This is a genomic window from Streptomyces sp. NPDC002144 (genome assembly GCF_053593695.1).
In genome coordinates, this window is sequence record NZ_JBSFDB010000104.1 from 1 (window position 1) to 14,558 (window position 14,558).

Consider the following 14,558-nt stretch of genomic DNA (forward strand, 5'->3'; position numbering starts at 1 on the left):
GCCTCGATCAGGGGCATGAGCTGGGTGACGTCGTTGCGGTTTCCGCCGGTCAGGGACGCGGCCAGCGGGATGCCGTGCGCTTCGGTGATCAGATGGTGCTTGGAGCCTGTTCGGGCACGGTCGACCGGGCTCGGTCCGGTTTTGGGCCGCCCTTCATGGCCCGCACGTGGGAGCCGTCGATCACCGCCCTGGACCAGTCCAGAGCGCCGGCGGCGTGCAGCTCGGCCAGCAGTGACTCGTGCAGACGCTGCCACACACCCGCGTCGTTCCAGTCCCGCAGACGCCGCCAGCACGTCATTCCGGAACCGAAGCCCAGTTCCTGAGGCAGGAACTGCCACGGAATCCCGGTGTACAGCACGAACAGGACGCCCGACAGTACTTTCCGGTCGTCCAGACGCCTGCGGCCCGGGTGATCGGCCCTCCTCGGCACGACCGGAAGCAACGGCTCGATCCGCGCCCACAACTCATCGGACACGACCCACGGAAGCTGCTCACCCTTTCTCACATGAAGGCTAACGCTTCATCAGACATCCACATTCCAAGGCAAGAAGCGCCACTTTGTTAGGAGTTCTAAGGCGTCTCCAGGCATGAGCGTCTACGGTGCGACCGAGGCGGCGTCTCGCAGCCTCGCCCACTCGTGTGCGGCTGAGCCCAGCCCGCGCGGCATCGGGTAAACGCCATCCTGCCAGGTTCGACCAACACCCTGGGCATGACCAAAGGCAGAGACGAGGTCATCGGAGCGGGTGGCCGGTGGACGGCTCGGCCACCTTTGGTCGAGATCATCCCGGCCGCTGACATCGCTGTGGCGGCACTCTACCTGGCCTCCGACGCAAGTCGGCACGTCTCCGGCACCGATCTGGTCGTGGACGGGCGGCGGTGATCTCGCCGGCGGATGAGCCGGCAGTCGGCTCATCTGCCGGAGAGCCAAGCTTCACTCAGCGAACTTACAACGGAGAAGAGCGATGACTGACCAGGTTCGGCCTTTTCGCCGACCGGAGGCTCCCGGTGTTGCAATCGAGCGCGACGTGGAGATCCTCGCACGGGACGGCGTGCGTCTGAGGGTGGACATTTACCACCCTGAGGACTGGAGCGAGGTCGCCTATCCCGCGCTGCTTGCGGTGTCCGGCTACCAGAAGGAACTGGCCGGCCTGCCTGCGGTCCCGGCCTACCCCTTCCGTGAGACCGGGCCGATCGAGTGGTATGTGCAGCGTGGCTACGTCTACGTCCTGGCGGACGCGCGGGGCACCGGCCGTTCCGACGGCGAGTGGGACTTCCTCGGGCCGCAGGAGCGGACTGACCTGTACGACATGATCGAGTGGACCGCCGCTCAGACCTGGTCCTCAGGTCGTGTCGGCATGATCGGGCAGTCCTACTACGGAATGATCCAGTGGCTTGCAGCCCTGGAGAAGCCGCCTCACCTCACCTGCATTGCGCCCTACGACGCCCTGGTTGACAACTATCGTGACAACGTCTTTCACGGAGGGATTCCGTGCAACTTCGCTGCGGCCTGGGACATGGTGCTGCGTGCGAACCACGTGTGGGGTCCCGATTCCGACCGCGGACTGCGGTTCCGGACGTCGCCCGTCGATGCACTCCTAGAGCATCCGACCGACGATGATTTCTGGCGATCCCGAGCAGCCCACCCGCGTTTGCACGAGGTCGAGATTCCTGTCCTGTCGGTGGGTAACTGGGGTAAAAACTCCACCCACACCCGTGGTAATATCTTAGGCTACGAGCAGGTAAGCGGCGTTAAAAGGCTGTGTATGCAAGCCGGGGCTCAGCCCGCCTCGCTCAACGTCGCGAAAGCCCTGCTCGACTTCGACTCCATCGAGTTCCATGAAGCGATTCTTGCCCCCTGGTACGACTACTGGCTGCGCGGCGTGGAAAACGGCGTCCTCGACACGCCACCCGTATCCGTCCATGTATCCGGTGTAGAAGAAGAACGCCACTTCCAGGAGTGGCCGCCGGCGGCGGCTGAGGAAAACTCGCTGTTCCTCGCAGCTGGAACGGACACCCCTACGCGGTCTTTGAACGACGGGCTGCTGCTTACGGAAACCGACATCGGCGCTGCCGAATGCACCGAATACACTTATCCCGACCCCCTCTGGCACCTGGGCACCGCAACCGTCACCTCACTCGGTGTGCCCAATCCAGTCGCCCGCGTCCTCACCTTCGGGACTCCGCCGCTGAACGAGGAGATCACCAGTATCGGACTGAGCCACCTTGAGCTCTACCTGTCCTCCGACCAACCGGACACAGATGTCATCGTGCATCTGTGCGATGAGGCGCCCCGGCCGGCTGACTTGCATCCCGAACTGCCGACACCATTCACGATCGTGTCGAAGGGCTGGCTCCGGGCCTCCCATCGCGAACTCGATCCGACGGTGAGCACACCGACTCGGCCTTACCACCGGCATGACCGCCCGCAGCCGCTCCACCCGCACCAGGTCTACCGACTTGACATCGAACTGATGCCCATGGCCCACGTTTTCAAGAAGGGCCACCGCATCCGAGTGGACATTGCCAATGGCGACTCCTCCGTGACCGAAGGGGTCTTCTCGCACTTCTACAGTCCGAGATGCGGATCAGATACGATTCATCACAGCCAGCAGTATCCCTCTCGTCTTGCGCTTTCCATTTTAGACGGCGACGCGCGTAACTGACGATCGGAACGAAACATGCGAACACGACTAGTGTTTCGTGATCCAGTTCATGTCAGTTCGAGTTGTTATTGGCAATTTTCTTCACATTGAACTGGACGAGTCTCACCTTCGCGAGGACCTAATCGGAGGTCGCGGTACAGGTGAAGGGTTTCGCTTGCTGATTCCACGAGTTGATGTAGTCGTGGATCTCTTCATCAGGACATGGACACGGGAGAAGGTGCCGCAGCGGATAAACGGCCGGGGCAGGATCCGAACCAGATCTCGATCTGGTTCACCCACGAGGAACCGGCGGGAGTGAAGTGGAAGTGCACATGAGGGTTCTTCGTCGGCCATGCTTTCGCCTCCGGGGTCGTGTGCGTGGGGAGGTTGTCCAACGCCACTTGGATCTCCCTGCCCGCGTGCGGCTTTGCTGCCTTCCTGAGGAAGGCCAGGAAGTCCACTGGGTTCCGGTTCGGCTTGCACTATGACTTCGCTGGTGGCGACGTTCAGGGCCACGAACAGGTACGTGGTGGCCGTGCCGGACGTGGCCGTGGGTGCGCTTCTCGCTCGTCGCGAAAGTGACCGGCAGGACGGACTGTGTCCGGTCGAGTGCCTGGATCTGCGTCTTCTCATCGGCCGAGAGCACCACCGCACAGTCCGGAGGCTCCAGGTTCTCGATCCGCTTCAGGTATTCGCGAACCCGCGGGTGAACCAGTGCGACTGCTCGCTACCCTCCGGCAGTGTCATGCGCATCAGCGCGGTCACCCGGGCCCGTGCCCGCGCCGGCACTCGTTCCCGCGTCCCGGCTGTTCACCAACTCCCGCAGCTCAGCAGCCTGTTCGGAAGAAAGCTCCATACCGGAAGAGCGAGAAACCCAGGGATCAGGAAACACTGACAGGATCACGAGCCACTAGAAACTCGGAGGAAATCTCAATGCTGAAGCGAAATGAATCGGACGTGCCGGCTGAGACCGAGGACGGCACCGATACCCGGTGGCTACTGCACAACGAAGCCAACCCGCACACGAATGGAATCGTTGGCATCACTCGCTACCCAGCGGGATTCGACACCGGCTTTTACTTCTTTCTAAACGCCGAACACGCCGTTTACGTCCTCGAAGGAAGCGGAACTGCGACAACCCACGCCGGGAGGCAGCACATTGCTCGGGGCTCACTGGTCTTCGCACCTCCTGGCGGGACGGTACGTGTGCAGACTGGTGATGACGGCCTGGCGGTCCTGAGGGTATTCGGCGGAATCGGCCTCCTCGCAGACATTCGCCGAGAGACGGCCGATGCCCCTGCTTCGGACGAGACGGGAGTCGTCATCGTCGGTTCGGACAAGGTCGAGTTCGTGACTGTAAACGATCCCGAAAACGGGTTCTTCAACATGCGCGCCACTTTTCATGTGAACAATGAGAAAACCGGAAGCAGGCACATGGCCTTTGGTGAGAGCATCTTCTCCGACGCGCGAAGTGCGCGTCCTCTGCACATTCATCCCAATGCTTCCGAGTTTCTTTACGTCCTCGATGGCAAGGGCTATCATGTCACGGTGGACGGAGAAGTTCCCATTTCTGCCGGAGATGCCTGCATCACCCCAGCCCGGGAGATCCACGGCTACCGGCCCGACGGCGACAATCGGACGCATTTCATATTCGGCTTCCTGGGTGCCTCCAGCTTCGAAGAGGCAGGCACCATTCTTGTGAGTCGCTAACCCGAGAACCAGAGGTGAAAGACGCTCATGCAGATGTCGGCTCATCGGGGAACATTACACGCAGGGCCGCCGTCCACCCCTAGGACAAAGAGGAGTTCCGCGGGCGACCAGCCGGAATCACGGTATCGCTGATTCTCCATAGAATTTGAGAGGCAGTCACGACCGTCCCCAATTTCCCCGAACCTGACGAAGGTATCGAGGGTGGCTGGAACTTAGATGATGATGCCCTACACCTCGCTCCACAGCTGGAAGCTACGGGAGCTGCATTCCTGTTTGCTGCCAGAACCCTCGAGGTCCGCACATGACACAGTCCGAGCCTGTCCGCGTAATCCGCCGCTGCGCCTGCTTACTCAGTTGACCGGTTCAGTGTGCAGCCATTGGCCAGAAGGTACCCAGGCACGCGGCATTTGGGCTACAAGGCGAGAACCATCTAACCATCTGAGGATGGCGGTTTGTTGTCGCCGCCCGCTGAGACCCCAGGCCGCTGATTCGTCGCCAGTGGCCCTGGCCTCACGATGTCGCCTCGACAAACCTAACCCGAACGTAGATCCCGGCCCGAACCTCCACGACCCGCTCATTGAAAGGATTTGCATGATGCGTGTCAGCGGACTACTGCACTATGGACTTGAGGTGCCTGACCTGTCACAAGGCAAGGACTTCTACAGCAATTTCGGCCTGGCCGTCGAAGAAGACAACGACCGGCTGACCGTACGATGTGACGGTCGCGACCAAGACCAGACTCTGCTGGTCGAGGGGCGTGAGAAGCGCCTACACCACGTCGCTTTCGCATCCCCCCAAGGCTCACTGCCCGAATTGCAGCGGCACCTTGAGTCGCTGGACATCGTCCTGCAGGACTCACCCGCAGGCGGCCCAGTGGGAGGTCTGTGGTTCCGCGATCCTGACGGCAACGCGGTCAACGTGCGCGAGCAGGAACTGGCGCCAGCACGCCCTGTCCAGCCAGCGAAACAGAACCTGGCCGGTGACTACCACCGCGTGGACGAGGCTCGATGGCAGACCGCACGCACCGTCCCCCGCCCGCGTCGGCTTGGCCATGTGCTCATCTTCTCCTCAGATGTCAACCGCTCGCAGACCTTCTACGAACGCGCGCTCGGGCTGCGCTTGTCTGACAGGATCCCCGGTAAGGTCGTCTTCATGAACTCCGGCCCTGGTGACCACCATGTTTTCGGTTTTGTCCAGAGCAGCCACCCAGGCTTGCACCACTCCAGTTGGGAAGTCGACAACTTCGACCAACTGGCAATGGGAGCACAGATTATGGCCGACAAAGGGCACACCACAGGCTGGGGACTGGGAAGGCATACCCTGGGCTCAAACCTATTCCACTACCTGGGTGACCCCTGGGGCAGCTGGATCGAGTACTTCTCGGACATCGACCAGATCAGCGAAAACTGGAAAGGCCAGGACTGGGATGTTCAGCCCGCCCTCTGGTGTCCGAGGATGCCCGACTCCTTCCTTCACAACTTCGAGCCGAAGCCGTGAACCGTCTATGCGTTGACTCCAGCCGCCGGTTGGGGCCGGTGTTGAGCGTAGGTTGGTCTCGTGCTCGTGGGGCGGGATGTCTCCAATCTCGGTGTGGAGGTGCTGGTTGTTGAACCAGTCGACCCATTCCGCTGTGGCGAGTTCGACGTCGGCCAGTCCCTTCCAGGGCTTGCGGGGTTCGATCAACTCCGTTTTGTAGAGGCCGATCTGGGATTCCATGAGCGCGTTGGCAATCGCCGTCGAATGCGCTCGTTCCCCGCGATGACGATGGACGTGTGCGGCTGATCCATCCGTTCCATCCGCGGTCCGGTGAGGCGTTCGAGTTCCTGGAGCGGTTCAATTCGTGGCGTGGGGACGTGGTCCTGGCCCTGGATGAGCAGGGACAACGGTGTTCGTTCCCGGTGGAGTGGACGGACATGGCACTGGCTGACGTGTTCGTCGAGGAGGCCGGCGGGGTTTGTCCGTTCCGGACCGGGGACCTGATCCGTCTCGCGGATCTGGTGGCCGGGCTGCGCGACGGTGTCGGGGGAATGGAGCCGTGATTGTCGTGCGATCAGTGCCGGTGTCCGGCAGCAGCGGATCGTGCGCCGGGGGCGTGCGGGAGTCCGGATATGTTCGTGACCTGCTTCTTCCGCTTCTCTGGGCGGTGTTCACGCCGTTGGCCTGCGCGGTGGGCGGCCGGATCCTGGTGACAGAGGCGATCTCGGGGAGGCGTGATGAGCCGGCCGACGGGCAAGCAGAGCACATTGAAGGAGTTCCGGGCGCTCAATCCGCGGCCCGGTGCCGTGGTCGACGCGGGCTTCGCCGCGTGTGCGTTCCTCGATCCGGACGATGTCGTGCAGGTCAAGTACGAGATGGTGCGCCGGGTCAGGGTGGACAAGGTGCCCGTCGTGCAGGCCACGGCCGCGTTCGGGTTCTGCCGGCAGAGCTTCTATGCGATCGCCGCCGCGCTGGACGCGGGCGGGCCGGCGGCGCTGGTGCCGGGCAAGCCGGGGCCCAAGGGGCCGCGCAAGTTGACCGAGGAGGTCATGGCCTTCGTCGAGCAGCTCCGCTCGGGCGATGCCGCGTTGCGCTCGGACCAGCTCGCCCGTGCTGTCGAGCGGGAGTTCGGGGTCACCGTGCACCCGCGGTCGGTGGAGAAGGCGCTGGCCCGGCGGCGCGAGCCGCGCTCTGCGGAGGTTCCCGATCACCGCTGATCAGGCGGTGGACGGGGTGGAGGTCGCCCGGCGGTATGAGGACCTGCGGGCCGCGGTCCTGGGAGGGCCCGACCGGGGGTCACGGCATGGCTGGGCGGTGCTGGCCCGTTCCGGCATGGCCGCATGGATCCGTGCGGTCGTATCCATCCCCATGCTTTCGCCGCGCCTGGTGGGAGGTCGGCAACCGGCCTCGCCGGCGGCGAACACCGTGGCGGACGAGCTGGTGGAGGTGCTGGCGGTCATGGCATGGACGGCAGCCGGAGGCTGCCGCAGCGGCTGAGGTGCGCCCCCACGATCCGGCGAGGAGGACCAGGTGAGCATGGAACACAGCGGGAAGGTCACGGCCGACCATCTGCGGCGCGACGCGTACCTCTATGTGCGCCAGTCCTCCCTGAAGCAGGTCGTCAACAACAGGGAGTCCACCCAGCGCCAGTACGCCCTGCGCGGCCGGGCCGTCGCCCTGGGCTGGGAGGAGTCCCGGATTGTCGTGATCGATTCTGACCAGGGTCGCTCCGGGGCCTCGACGGCAGGCCGGGACGGCTTCCAGCACCTGGTCGCCGAGGTTTCCATGGGCCGTGCCGGGATCGTGCTCGGCCTGGAAGTGTCCCGCCTGGCCCGGAACAACACCGACTGGCACCGGCTGCTGGAAATCTGTGCCCTGTCCGGGACACTGATCCTGGACGAAGACGGACTCTACGATCCGCGGACCTTCAACGACCGGCTCGTCCTGGGCATGAAGGGCACCATGTCCGAGGCCGAACTCCACCTGCTCGGCGCCCGGTTGCGGGGCGGGCAGCTGGCCAAGGCCCGCCGCGGCGAGCTGAAACAGGGCCTGCCCGTCGGCTATGTCCACGACTTCGCCGACCGGATCGTCAAGGACCCCGATGCCGCGGTGCGGGGCGTCGTCGCCCGCGTCCTGGACGTCTTCGCAGCCACCGGCTCGGCCCGCCAGGTCGTCAAGACCTTCGCCGCCGAACGCCTCGCCTTCCCCTCAAGGATCCGCACCGGGCCACGCAAGGGCGAGTTGATCTGGGGTCCGCTCAAGCACTGGCAGGTCCTCAACCTGCTCCACAACCCGCTCTATGCAGGGGCGTTCTGTTACGGACGGCGCAAGGTCGAGCACAGCGGGGATGGGAAGATCCACATTCGGATGCTGCCTCGTGAGCAGTGGGACACGCTCATCGAAGATCACCACGAGGGTTACGTGTCCTTCGCCCGATGGGAGACCAACCAGCAGGCCCTCGCCGCCCAGGCCGCCTCCCGCGGCCTGGAGCGGACCGCGACTGCCCCCAGGGAAGGCCCGGCGCTGCTGCAGGGCCTGGTGATCTGCGGCCGCTGCGGGAGGCGCATGACCCTCGCCTACCACCACCGGCAAGGCATCGAGGTCTCCGAGTACCGGTGCATGACCCACGCCATCCAGAACGGCGGCCGCGTCTGCGAACGCATCCCCGGTCCTCCGGTCGAAGAGGCCGTCACCACCCTGTTGCTGGGCGAGTTGACCCCGCTGGCCATCGAGGCCGCGCTCACGGTCACCGACCGCCTCGCCGCCCGGGCCGCCGAGGCCGACCGGCTGCGTCACACCCACCTGGAACGCGCCCAGCACCGCGCCGACCTGGCAAAACGCCGCTATCTCGCGGTCGATCCGGACAACCGGCTGGTCGCCGACAGTCTGGAGGCGGACTGGAACGCCGCCCTGCGCGAGGTGGCCGCTGCCCGCAAGGACGTCGAACACGCCCGCACCGAGGCCGGACCCGTCACCCAGGCTCTGCGGGACAAGCTGGCCCACCTCGCCGGCGACGTGCACCGTCTCTGGCACGACCCCGCCACCCCGATGCGCGAACGCAAGCGCATCGCCCGCCTGTTGATCACGGATGTCACCCTCACCCGGGCCGACCGGATTACCGTCCGGGTCCGGCTCTCCGCCGGCCCCCACCACACCCTCGACCTGCCCCTTCCTCTCATCGGTGGGGAACGGTGGCGGACCCCGAAGCCCGTCGTGGCCGCCATCGACATCCTGCTGGAGGACCACACCGACGCCGAGATCGCCGACCTCCTCAACCAACGCGGCCTGACCAGCGGCAAGGGACTCGCCTTCCACCGGCTCCTGGTCCGTGAGATCCGTGAGGACTACCACCTCACCAGCCGCTACGACCGGCTGCGAGCCCGCGGCCTGCTCACCGCGTACGAACTCGCCGAACTCCTCGACGTCAGCGTTCCCACCGTCTGGAAATGGCACCGGGCCGGACTCCTGGAAGGCGAGAAGTACAACGACAAGAACGCCTGCCTCTACCCCCATCCCGGCCCGAACCCACCCCGCGTCCAGCAAGGCACCCGCCTCGACCGACGCCGCCCACCAGCGGCAACTACCCCTAAACGAACTCGATAGGAGAAGAGGTGCAGTGTGATGACAAGCGCTTGTCCAGAGCATCGCCGACGGTGTCGATCGAAGCGTCGATGGCGGCGTCGACGAGATGCGCGGTGAACGCGAACGATGTGTACTGGGCGAGTTCAACCGGTCGTTGCCCAGGAGCTTCGCGCTCTTCGGGCGCTTGGCCGCCTGCTGAGCCTTCCACTGGGCGACCGTCGCGGTCGCCGGGCGGCGGTACTCCTGCATGCCGCCGCGCGTGGCGGCGTTGCGGCGCAGTTCGCGCGAGATCGTCCCGGGGTCACGCCCCAGGGCGCGGGCGATCTCGCGCACGCCCTTGCTCATCGCCCTGAGGATCGCGATCTCCTCGCGCTCCTCGAACGTGAGGTACCGGCCCGAGGGCTCGGCCAACGAGACGCCAGCATGACGAAACCACCTCGCACCCACCGGCCACGACACGCCGACCGCCAGCGACGCCCCGGCCGTCGTGACCCCCGTGGCGATCAGTCGCCAGAACTGGCGCTGCACGACCCGAGACGGATCAGGCCGCCCCGGCGAGCGCATCGCCGGCCGCAACGCACGGCCAGCGCGCCACTGCCGACGCCGCCTCTCCGGAACATCGCTGATCTTCAAACTCCACTCCGCCGTGGCCACGTCGCACACCTCCGAGATCAGGGTGTGGCGACGACCAGTTGAATCCACCGACGCCGCTTTCAAAATCTCGTTGGCCCACCGCAGTTCGGCGTTCTCGGGCCGCAGCCGCTTGATCTCCGCGGCCTCTTCGGGCGTGACGCCGGGTCGCTGGCCGGCGTCGACTTCGGCCTTGCGGACCCAGGTCCGCACCGTCTCGGCCGCACCGATGCCAGCTTCGCCGCGACCGCCTTCATCGCGGCCCACTCGGTTGGATAGTTGGGACGGATCTCCGTGACCATGCGCACCGCACGCTCACGAAACTCGGGCGGGTAGGGGGACGGACGTGCCATGACTCGATCCTCTGAGGGAATCGAGCCCCCATCAGACCCGGAGCGGTTCAGCGCCATTGTCTGTTCAAGCGTTGTGACCTCACAACGTGACGCCGCGAAGTCACGCCTCAAGGGTGACAGCATCCAACGACGCAGGAAGTCACATGCCGCGCACACGCAAGGACGAGGCCCCGATTCTCGTCAACGCGCCAGTCATCCAGGGCCGGTACGCCGAGCTCGACAACTACACAGTCTCCTTCGAGACCTTCCCCGAGGACGCCGACGGCACGTCGGCGTTCCGCGGGCTGCCCGACGACCGGTGCCAGTGCCCGCACTGGGGCATGGTCCTTTCCGGTCGCCTCGTGCTGCGCTACCGCGACCATGCCGAGACCTACGAAGCCGGCGACGTCTACTACGCGCCGCCCGGACACGCGCCCGTCGTGACAGCGGGGACTGAGACGGTCGATTTCAGCCCGTCCAAGGAGCTCCAGCAGACCATGGCGGTCGTGGCCGCCAACATGAGCGCCGCCGGAGGTGGGAAATGAGCAGCAGCCAGACCACCGCCTCCACCACGGCCCGCGAGCTGGCCAACAAGTTCGTCACCTTCCTGGAGACCGGCGCCGCTCCGGCGGGCCTGTTCACGCCGGAGGTGTTCTGCGACTTCACGATGCCGCAGTGGCGTCTGCAGGCACAAGGCGTCGAGGAGGTCGTGGCGCTGCGCATGGCCGGTCACCCCGGACCCAGCCGGGTACCCCGATCCCGTTTCGATGCCACGACGACGGGATTCGTCCTGGAGGTCGAGGAGCGGTGGGAGCAGGACCGTGAGTCCTGGTACTGCCGCGAGCTGTTCCGCGCCGATGTTTCCGACGGGTCGATCTCGCAGCTCTCGGTGTACTGCACCGGCGACTGGGACCGCGCGCGTGTGGCCGAACACGGTCGGATGGTGCGGTTGCTCAGACCCTGACGGCGGACCGGAACGCAGTACGATCTGATCATGGAGCCAGCGGTCGAGCGGATCGCTGCCGTCCGGGCGGCGCTGCTGGAGGCCTACTACGAGGCCCGTGACACCGGTGACGCCGACCTCATGGCGGCGGCGGCACTCAAGCTGCCGTCGAGCCAGCGGTTTGGTACGCATCCTGGTCAGGTACCGGCGTTGATCCACGAGGCGTACGCGGCGGCGGTCGCACCGGCGAACCGCTGCCGCCTGGCCGCTGCGCTCGCCCGGGCCTGGGTCTACGGAGGCGACGCCCAGCGGGCCGTGACCTTTGCGCGGGAAGCGGTCGCCATCGCTGACGGCATCGGCGCTCCCGAGACCATCGCCGACGCCCTCGACGCCGCGCTGGTCGCGCACTGGGGGCCCGACGACTTCGCCGAACGGCTGGCCCTCTCGGCACGCCTGGCCGAGGTGGCGGCCCATCTCACAGACCCCACGCGGCGGTTGACCGCGCACCTGTGGCGATTGACCACCGCGTGGGAATGCCTCGACATGATCTCTGTGCAGCGCCAACTGCGCGCGCTCGACATGCTCGCCGAGGAGTCGGGCTCGCCACGCGACGCCTTCTTCGCCGCGTCGCGGCGGGCCATGTATGCCCTTGTCACCGGCGACGTCGAGGCAGCCGATCAGCTCATCGCCCTCACCGGAGATCTGGGTGACCAGGCCGCCGAGCCCGACCTGGAGGCGGTCGTGCACAGCCTGGCTGCAGCCCGGGCACACCAGGTCGGCGACATCGAGGCGCTGCGCAGCGAGGCGGCCGCGTTCGCCGCGTTCGGCGCCGCCGAGGGGTTGCCCTCGGTGTCGGCCGAGGCCGCCGCACTCTGGCTCGCCGCGGACGAACCCGACCGCGCACTGCGGCTGCTGCAGCAGCTCGCCGGCACCGGGCTCGACACCGTAGCGCGCGACGTCGACTTCCTGCTCACCGTGACCTCTCTCGTCGAGGTCGCAGCTGCGCTGCACGTCGACGACATCCTCGCCGACGGGGTCCGCCTGCTGGAGCCCTTCGCCGGCCGGGCAGTGCTCAACGCGGGCGCGGTGACATTCCACGGCGTGGTCGACGACTACCTCCACCGCGCCGAACAGACACTCAGCCGCCCCGTTGCGACACGCTGGCGTCACCGCGCGCAGTCCTGCTACGAGCAGATCGGCGCCAGCTGGTGGCAAAAGCGGCTCCTTGCACCCCCGGTGCCGATCCCATCGCCCCGTCCGCTCACCATGCACCTGCACCGGGACGGCAGCCTCGGCTGGGTCGTCGGCTCAGGCGGCGCCCCGGTCGTGCTGCCCGACCTCAAGGGGCTGTACTACCTGCGTGAACTGCTTCGCAGGCCGGGCGTCGAGATGAGTGCGCTCGACTTGTCCGCCGCGGCGCCGGGCCATGCGGGGACCGTCGTCGCCGATTCAGGCACCGGCGAGGTCATCGACAAGCAGGCACTGGCGGCCTACCACCACCGGTTGCGCGAGATCGACGCCGAGTTGGACGAAGCCGGGCCCTGGACTGCCCAGGCCGCAATCGACCGACTACGACTCGAACGCGACGCGGTACTCGCCGAGGTGCGCACGGCCACCGGTCTCGGCGGACGGCGGCGTCACTTCAGCTCGACCCATGAGCGGGCCCGAGTAGCGGTGCGCAAGGCGATCGCGTCCACTCTCGACCGCATCCAGCGGCACGACACCGCCCTCTCCCGGCTGCTGCGCGACACCGTCCACACGGGTGCGTCCTGCCGCTACGACCCGGACCCTGCACGGCCGGTGACCTGGCTCCTCGACCCTCCAGAAGCGGAGCCGGAAACCGGGGCAGAGACCGACAGCCTTTCGTAGCACGGCTCAGTCGTTCTCGCGATGGGCCGGGAATGATCACGTGAGTCCGGGGGTTGCCAGCGGCCGGTACATTGTCCGCGTAGCCACCGGCGAGTCCGGGAAGGTTGCGCACGTTCTCGATGCTCTTCCCGGGACGGTACTTGCCGGTGAGGAAGCCCGCACTTCAAGCCTGACGCGGGAACTCACTCAGACAGAGCCGCACCCAAAGGCCATGCTCCTCAAGCTGGAGCGGCAGGCCGCGCACCGCAAGACGTTCCGCAAACGCGGGGAGGATACCTCCCAGCGGTTGCGACACACCTACGACCAGATCAAGCGGCTCCGAGCAAAAGCCACGCGACGAGCCCTCAACTGGCAGCACCAGGCCACTACTTGTCTCGCCCGCACGTACGGCGTGCTGGTGGTCGAACAGCTCACCATCCTCGGCATGACCAAGAGCCCGGCCCCAAGCCCGACCCTGAGCAGCCAGGCGTGTTCTGGCGCAACGGGGCCAGGGCGAAGGCCGGGCTCAACCGTGCCATCGCCCAGGAGGCGTGGGGGGCGGACCGTGACGATGCTGACGTACGAGAGCGCCCGCTACGGCGGCCGGCTCGTCAAGGTTCCCGCCCCCCACACCTCCCGGCGGTGCTCGGCCTGCGGATTGACCACCCCTGGCAGCCGGGAGAGCCAGGAACTGTTCGCCTGCAAGAACGCCGACTGTGGCTGGACGGCGAACGCCGACTGGAACGCGGCGAGGAACATGCACCTGTAGCGGATCGGCCACGTGATCGTGGAGGTCCCGGCCGCCGGAAGGCGCGGTCGCAGGGCGGGTAAAACCGTCAAACCTGCCGCCGCAAGGTAGGCGGGAATCCCCTTGCTGAGCTTGTGAAGGGAGGGGAGAGCTTCAATCAGTCTGGTGACCGTCCAGGAAAGGGCGAAGAAGTTTGAGAAGGGCGTCGGGGCGGTGCAGGGGGATGATGTGGCCACAGTCTTCAAGGAGATGACCGGTGAAGTCGTCTGCGATCGGACGGAGCTGGCGTTCCAGTGCCGTGCCGACGGGGTGTGAGCCGATGGTCATCGTGGGCATCGTCAGCCGTGTGGCGGCGACGGCCTGCTCGATCTGCGTGGCGGTTTCGGGCAGGGCCCGGTAGTACGCGAACGCGCAGCGCAGGGCTTCGCGTCCGGTGTAGGCGGCGATGAATGCATCCCGCGCCTGCGCAGGCACGCCGGAGCCAAGCGTGCCGGCATTGAGGAACCAGTCGATGTAGGCGGCCTCATTGCCTTCCACGACGGTTTCCGCGAGTCCCGGAACGGCGTGAAAGCCGAACCACCACGGAGCGCCTCCGGTGAGGAAGTCCTCGGCGCCGGGCAGGCGGCCGACCAGCGCCTCCATGACGA

Annotated in this window: 13 protein-coding genes and 6 pseudogenes; 12 read left to right on the forward strand and 7 right to left on the reverse strand. The window is 66.1% G+C overall.

Going from position 1 to position 14,558, the window contains the following annotated elements; genetic code table 11:
* Positions 1-505 (reverse strand): annotated as a pseudogene (locus ACWCQ1_RS50260) (IS5 family transposase); the annotation flags it as partial.
* Between the two features lie 162 nt (positions 506-667).
* Between ACWCQ1_RS50260 and ACWCQ1_RS50265 the strand changes: the two are divergent.
* Positions 668-880: pseudogene (locus ACWCQ1_RS50265) on the forward strand (SDR family oxidoreductase); the annotation flags it as partial.
* An 82-nt stretch (positions 881-962) separates the two neighbouring features.
* Positions 963-2,663, forward strand: a complete 1,701-nt coding sequence (locus ACWCQ1_RS50270; protein WP_451029895.1) for a CocE/NonD family hydrolase — start codon at positions 963-965, stop codon at positions 2,661-2,663.
* 194 nt (positions 2,664-2,857) lie between these two features.
* Here the strand turns inward: ACWCQ1_RS50270 and ACWCQ1_RS50275 are convergent.
* Positions 2,858-3,109, reverse strand: a pseudogene (locus ACWCQ1_RS50275) (transposase); the annotation flags it as partial.
* Between the two features lie 466 nt (positions 3,110-3,575).
* Between ACWCQ1_RS50275 and ACWCQ1_RS50280 the strand changes: the two are divergent.
* The gene (locus ACWCQ1_RS50280) at positions 3,576-4,352 is read left to right on the forward strand and encodes a cupin domain-containing protein (RefSeq protein WP_451029896.1); all 777 of its coding nucleotides are present in this window, start codon (positions 3,576-3,578) and stop codon (positions 4,350-4,352) included.
* Between the two features lie 591 nt (positions 4,353-4,943).
* The gene (locus ACWCQ1_RS50285; protein ID WP_451029897.1) at positions 4,944-5,849 is read left to right on the forward strand and encodes a VOC family protein; all 906 of its coding nucleotides are present in this window, start codon (positions 4,944-4,946) and stop codon (positions 5,847-5,849) included.
* A 66-nt stretch (positions 5,850-5,915) separates the two neighbouring features.
* On the opposite strand, the pseudogene ACWCQ1_RS50290 reads toward ACWCQ1_RS50285, so the two are convergent.
* Positions 5,916-6,068 (reverse strand): annotated as a pseudogene (locus ACWCQ1_RS50290) (integrase core domain-containing protein); the annotation flags it as partial.
* Between the two features lie 56 nt (positions 6,069-6,124).
* Here ACWCQ1_RS50290 and ACWCQ1_RS50295 point away from each other — a divergent pair.
* The 4 genes from ACWCQ1_RS50295 to ACWCQ1_RS50310 all read left to right on the forward strand — a co-directional run bounded on the left by ACWCQ1_RS50295 (position 6,125) and on the right by ACWCQ1_RS50310 (position 9,431).
* Entirely contained in the window at positions 6,125-6,391 is a 267-nt protein-coding gene (locus tag ACWCQ1_RS50295; RefSeq protein ID WP_451029898.1) for a DUF5372 family protein, read from the forward strand.
* A 174-nt stretch (positions 6,392-6,565) separates the two neighbouring features.
* Entirely contained in the window at positions 6,566-7,045 is a 480-nt protein-coding gene (locus ACWCQ1_RS50300) for a helix-turn-helix domain-containing protein (protein ID WP_451029899.1), read from the forward strand.
* 7 nt (positions 7,046-7,052) lie between these two features.
* Positions 7,053-7,325, forward strand: coding sequence for a hypothetical protein (locus tag ACWCQ1_RS50305; RefSeq protein WP_451029900.1), 273 nt, complete (start codon positions 7,053-7,055; stop codon positions 7,323-7,325).
* A gap of 39 nt (positions 7,326-7,364) precedes the next feature.
* On the forward strand, positions 7,365-9,431 hold the full coding sequence (locus tag ACWCQ1_RS50310) for a recombinase family protein (protein WP_451029906.1): 2,067 nt from the start codon (positions 7,365-7,367) through the stop codon (positions 9,429-9,431).
* On the opposite strand, the gene ACWCQ1_RS50315 is transcribed toward ACWCQ1_RS50310, so the two are convergent.
* From ACWCQ1_RS50315 to ACWCQ1_RS50325, 3 genes and pseudogenes are all read right to left on the reverse strand, one after another.
* Positions 9,415-9,618, reverse strand: a complete 204-nt coding sequence (locus tag ACWCQ1_RS50315; protein WP_451029901.1) for a hypothetical protein — start codon at positions 9,616-9,618, stop codon at positions 9,415-9,417. The genes ACWCQ1_RS50310 and ACWCQ1_RS50315 overlap by 17 nt on opposite strands.
* Positions 9,555-10,043: pseudogene (locus tag ACWCQ1_RS50320) on the reverse strand (helix-turn-helix domain-containing protein); the annotation flags it as partial. The pseudogene ACWCQ1_RS50320 and the gene ACWCQ1_RS50315, both read right to left, overlap by 64 nt.
* A 51-nt stretch (positions 10,044-10,094) precedes the next feature.
* A pseudogene (locus ACWCQ1_RS50325) lies at positions 10,095-10,393 on the reverse strand (transposase); the annotation flags it as partial.
* Between the two features lie 143 nt (positions 10,394-10,536).
* On the opposite strand from ACWCQ1_RS50325, the gene ACWCQ1_RS50330 reads away from it, so the two are divergent.
* From ACWCQ1_RS50330 to ACWCQ1_RS50345, 4 genes are all read left to right on the forward strand, one after another.
* Positions 10,537-10,917 carry a hypothetical protein gene (locus ACWCQ1_RS50330; RefSeq protein ID WP_451029902.1) on the forward strand — a complete coding sequence of 127 codons (381 nt, stop codon included), beginning with the start codon at positions 10,537-10,539 and terminating at the stop codon, positions 10,915-10,917.
* Positions 10,914-11,336, forward strand: a complete 423-nt coding sequence (locus tag ACWCQ1_RS50335; RefSeq protein WP_451029903.1) for a hypothetical protein — start codon at positions 10,914-10,916, stop codon at positions 11,334-11,336. The genes ACWCQ1_RS50330 and ACWCQ1_RS50335 overlap by 4 nt, the downstream gene beginning before the upstream one ends.
* Positions 11,337-11,366: 30 nt before the next feature.
* The gene (locus ACWCQ1_RS50340; protein ID WP_451029904.1) at positions 11,367-13,184 is read left to right on the forward strand and encodes a hypothetical protein; all 1,818 of its coding nucleotides are present in this window, start codon (positions 11,367-11,369) and stop codon (positions 13,182-13,184) included.
* A gap of 550 nt (positions 13,185-13,734) precedes the next feature.
* Positions 13,735-13,932 carry a zinc ribbon domain-containing protein gene (locus tag ACWCQ1_RS50345; protein ID WP_451029907.1) on the forward strand — a complete coding sequence of 66 codons (198 nt, stop codon included), beginning with the start codon at positions 13,735-13,737 and terminating at the stop codon, positions 13,930-13,932.
* Between the two features lie 132 nt (positions 13,933-14,064).
* Here the strand turns inward: ACWCQ1_RS50345 and ACWCQ1_RS50350 are convergent.
* Positions 14,065-14,558 (reverse strand): alpha/beta fold hydrolase (locus tag ACWCQ1_RS50350; RefSeq protein WP_451029905.1); only part of this gene is annotated, 494 nt, incomplete at its 5' end.

Excerpts from the sequence above, each read along its gene's own strand:
- ACWCQ1_RS50330 (WP_451029902.1), top strand. The coding sequence starts at position 10,537 with ATGCCGCGCACACGCAAGGACGAGGCCCCGATTCTCGTCAACGCGCCA.
- ACWCQ1_RS50340 (WP_451029904.1), top strand. The coding sequence starts at position 11,367 with ATGGAGCCAGCGGTCGAGCGGATCGCTGCCGTCCGGGCGGCGCTGCTG.
- ACWCQ1_RS50345 (WP_451029907.1), top strand. The coding sequence starts at position 13,735 with ATGCTGACGTACGAGAGCGCCCGCTACGGCGGCCGGCTCGTCAAGGTT.
- ACWCQ1_RS50300 (WP_451029899.1), top strand. The coding sequence starts at position 6,566 with ATGAGCCGGCCGACGGGCAAGCAGAGCACATTGAAGGAGTTCCGGGCG.
- ACWCQ1_RS50285 (WP_451029897.1), top strand. The coding sequence starts at position 4,944 with ATGATGCGTGTCAGCGGACTACTGCACTATGGACTTGAGGTGCCTGAC.
- ACWCQ1_RS50280 (WP_451029896.1), top strand. The coding sequence starts at position 3,576 with ATGCTGAAGCGAAATGAATCGGACGTGCCGGCTGAGACCGAGGACGGC.
- ACWCQ1_RS50335 (WP_451029903.1), top strand. The coding sequence starts at position 10,914 with ATGAGCAGCAGCCAGACCACCGCCTCCACCACGGCCCGCGAGCTGGCC.
- ACWCQ1_RS50310 (WP_451029906.1), top strand. The coding sequence starts at position 7,365 with ATGGAACACAGCGGGAAGGTCACGGCCGACCATCTGCGGCGCGACGCG.
- ACWCQ1_RS50270 (WP_451029895.1), top strand. The coding sequence starts at position 963 with ATGACTGACCAGGTTCGGCCTTTTCGCCGACCGGAGGCTCCCGGTGTT.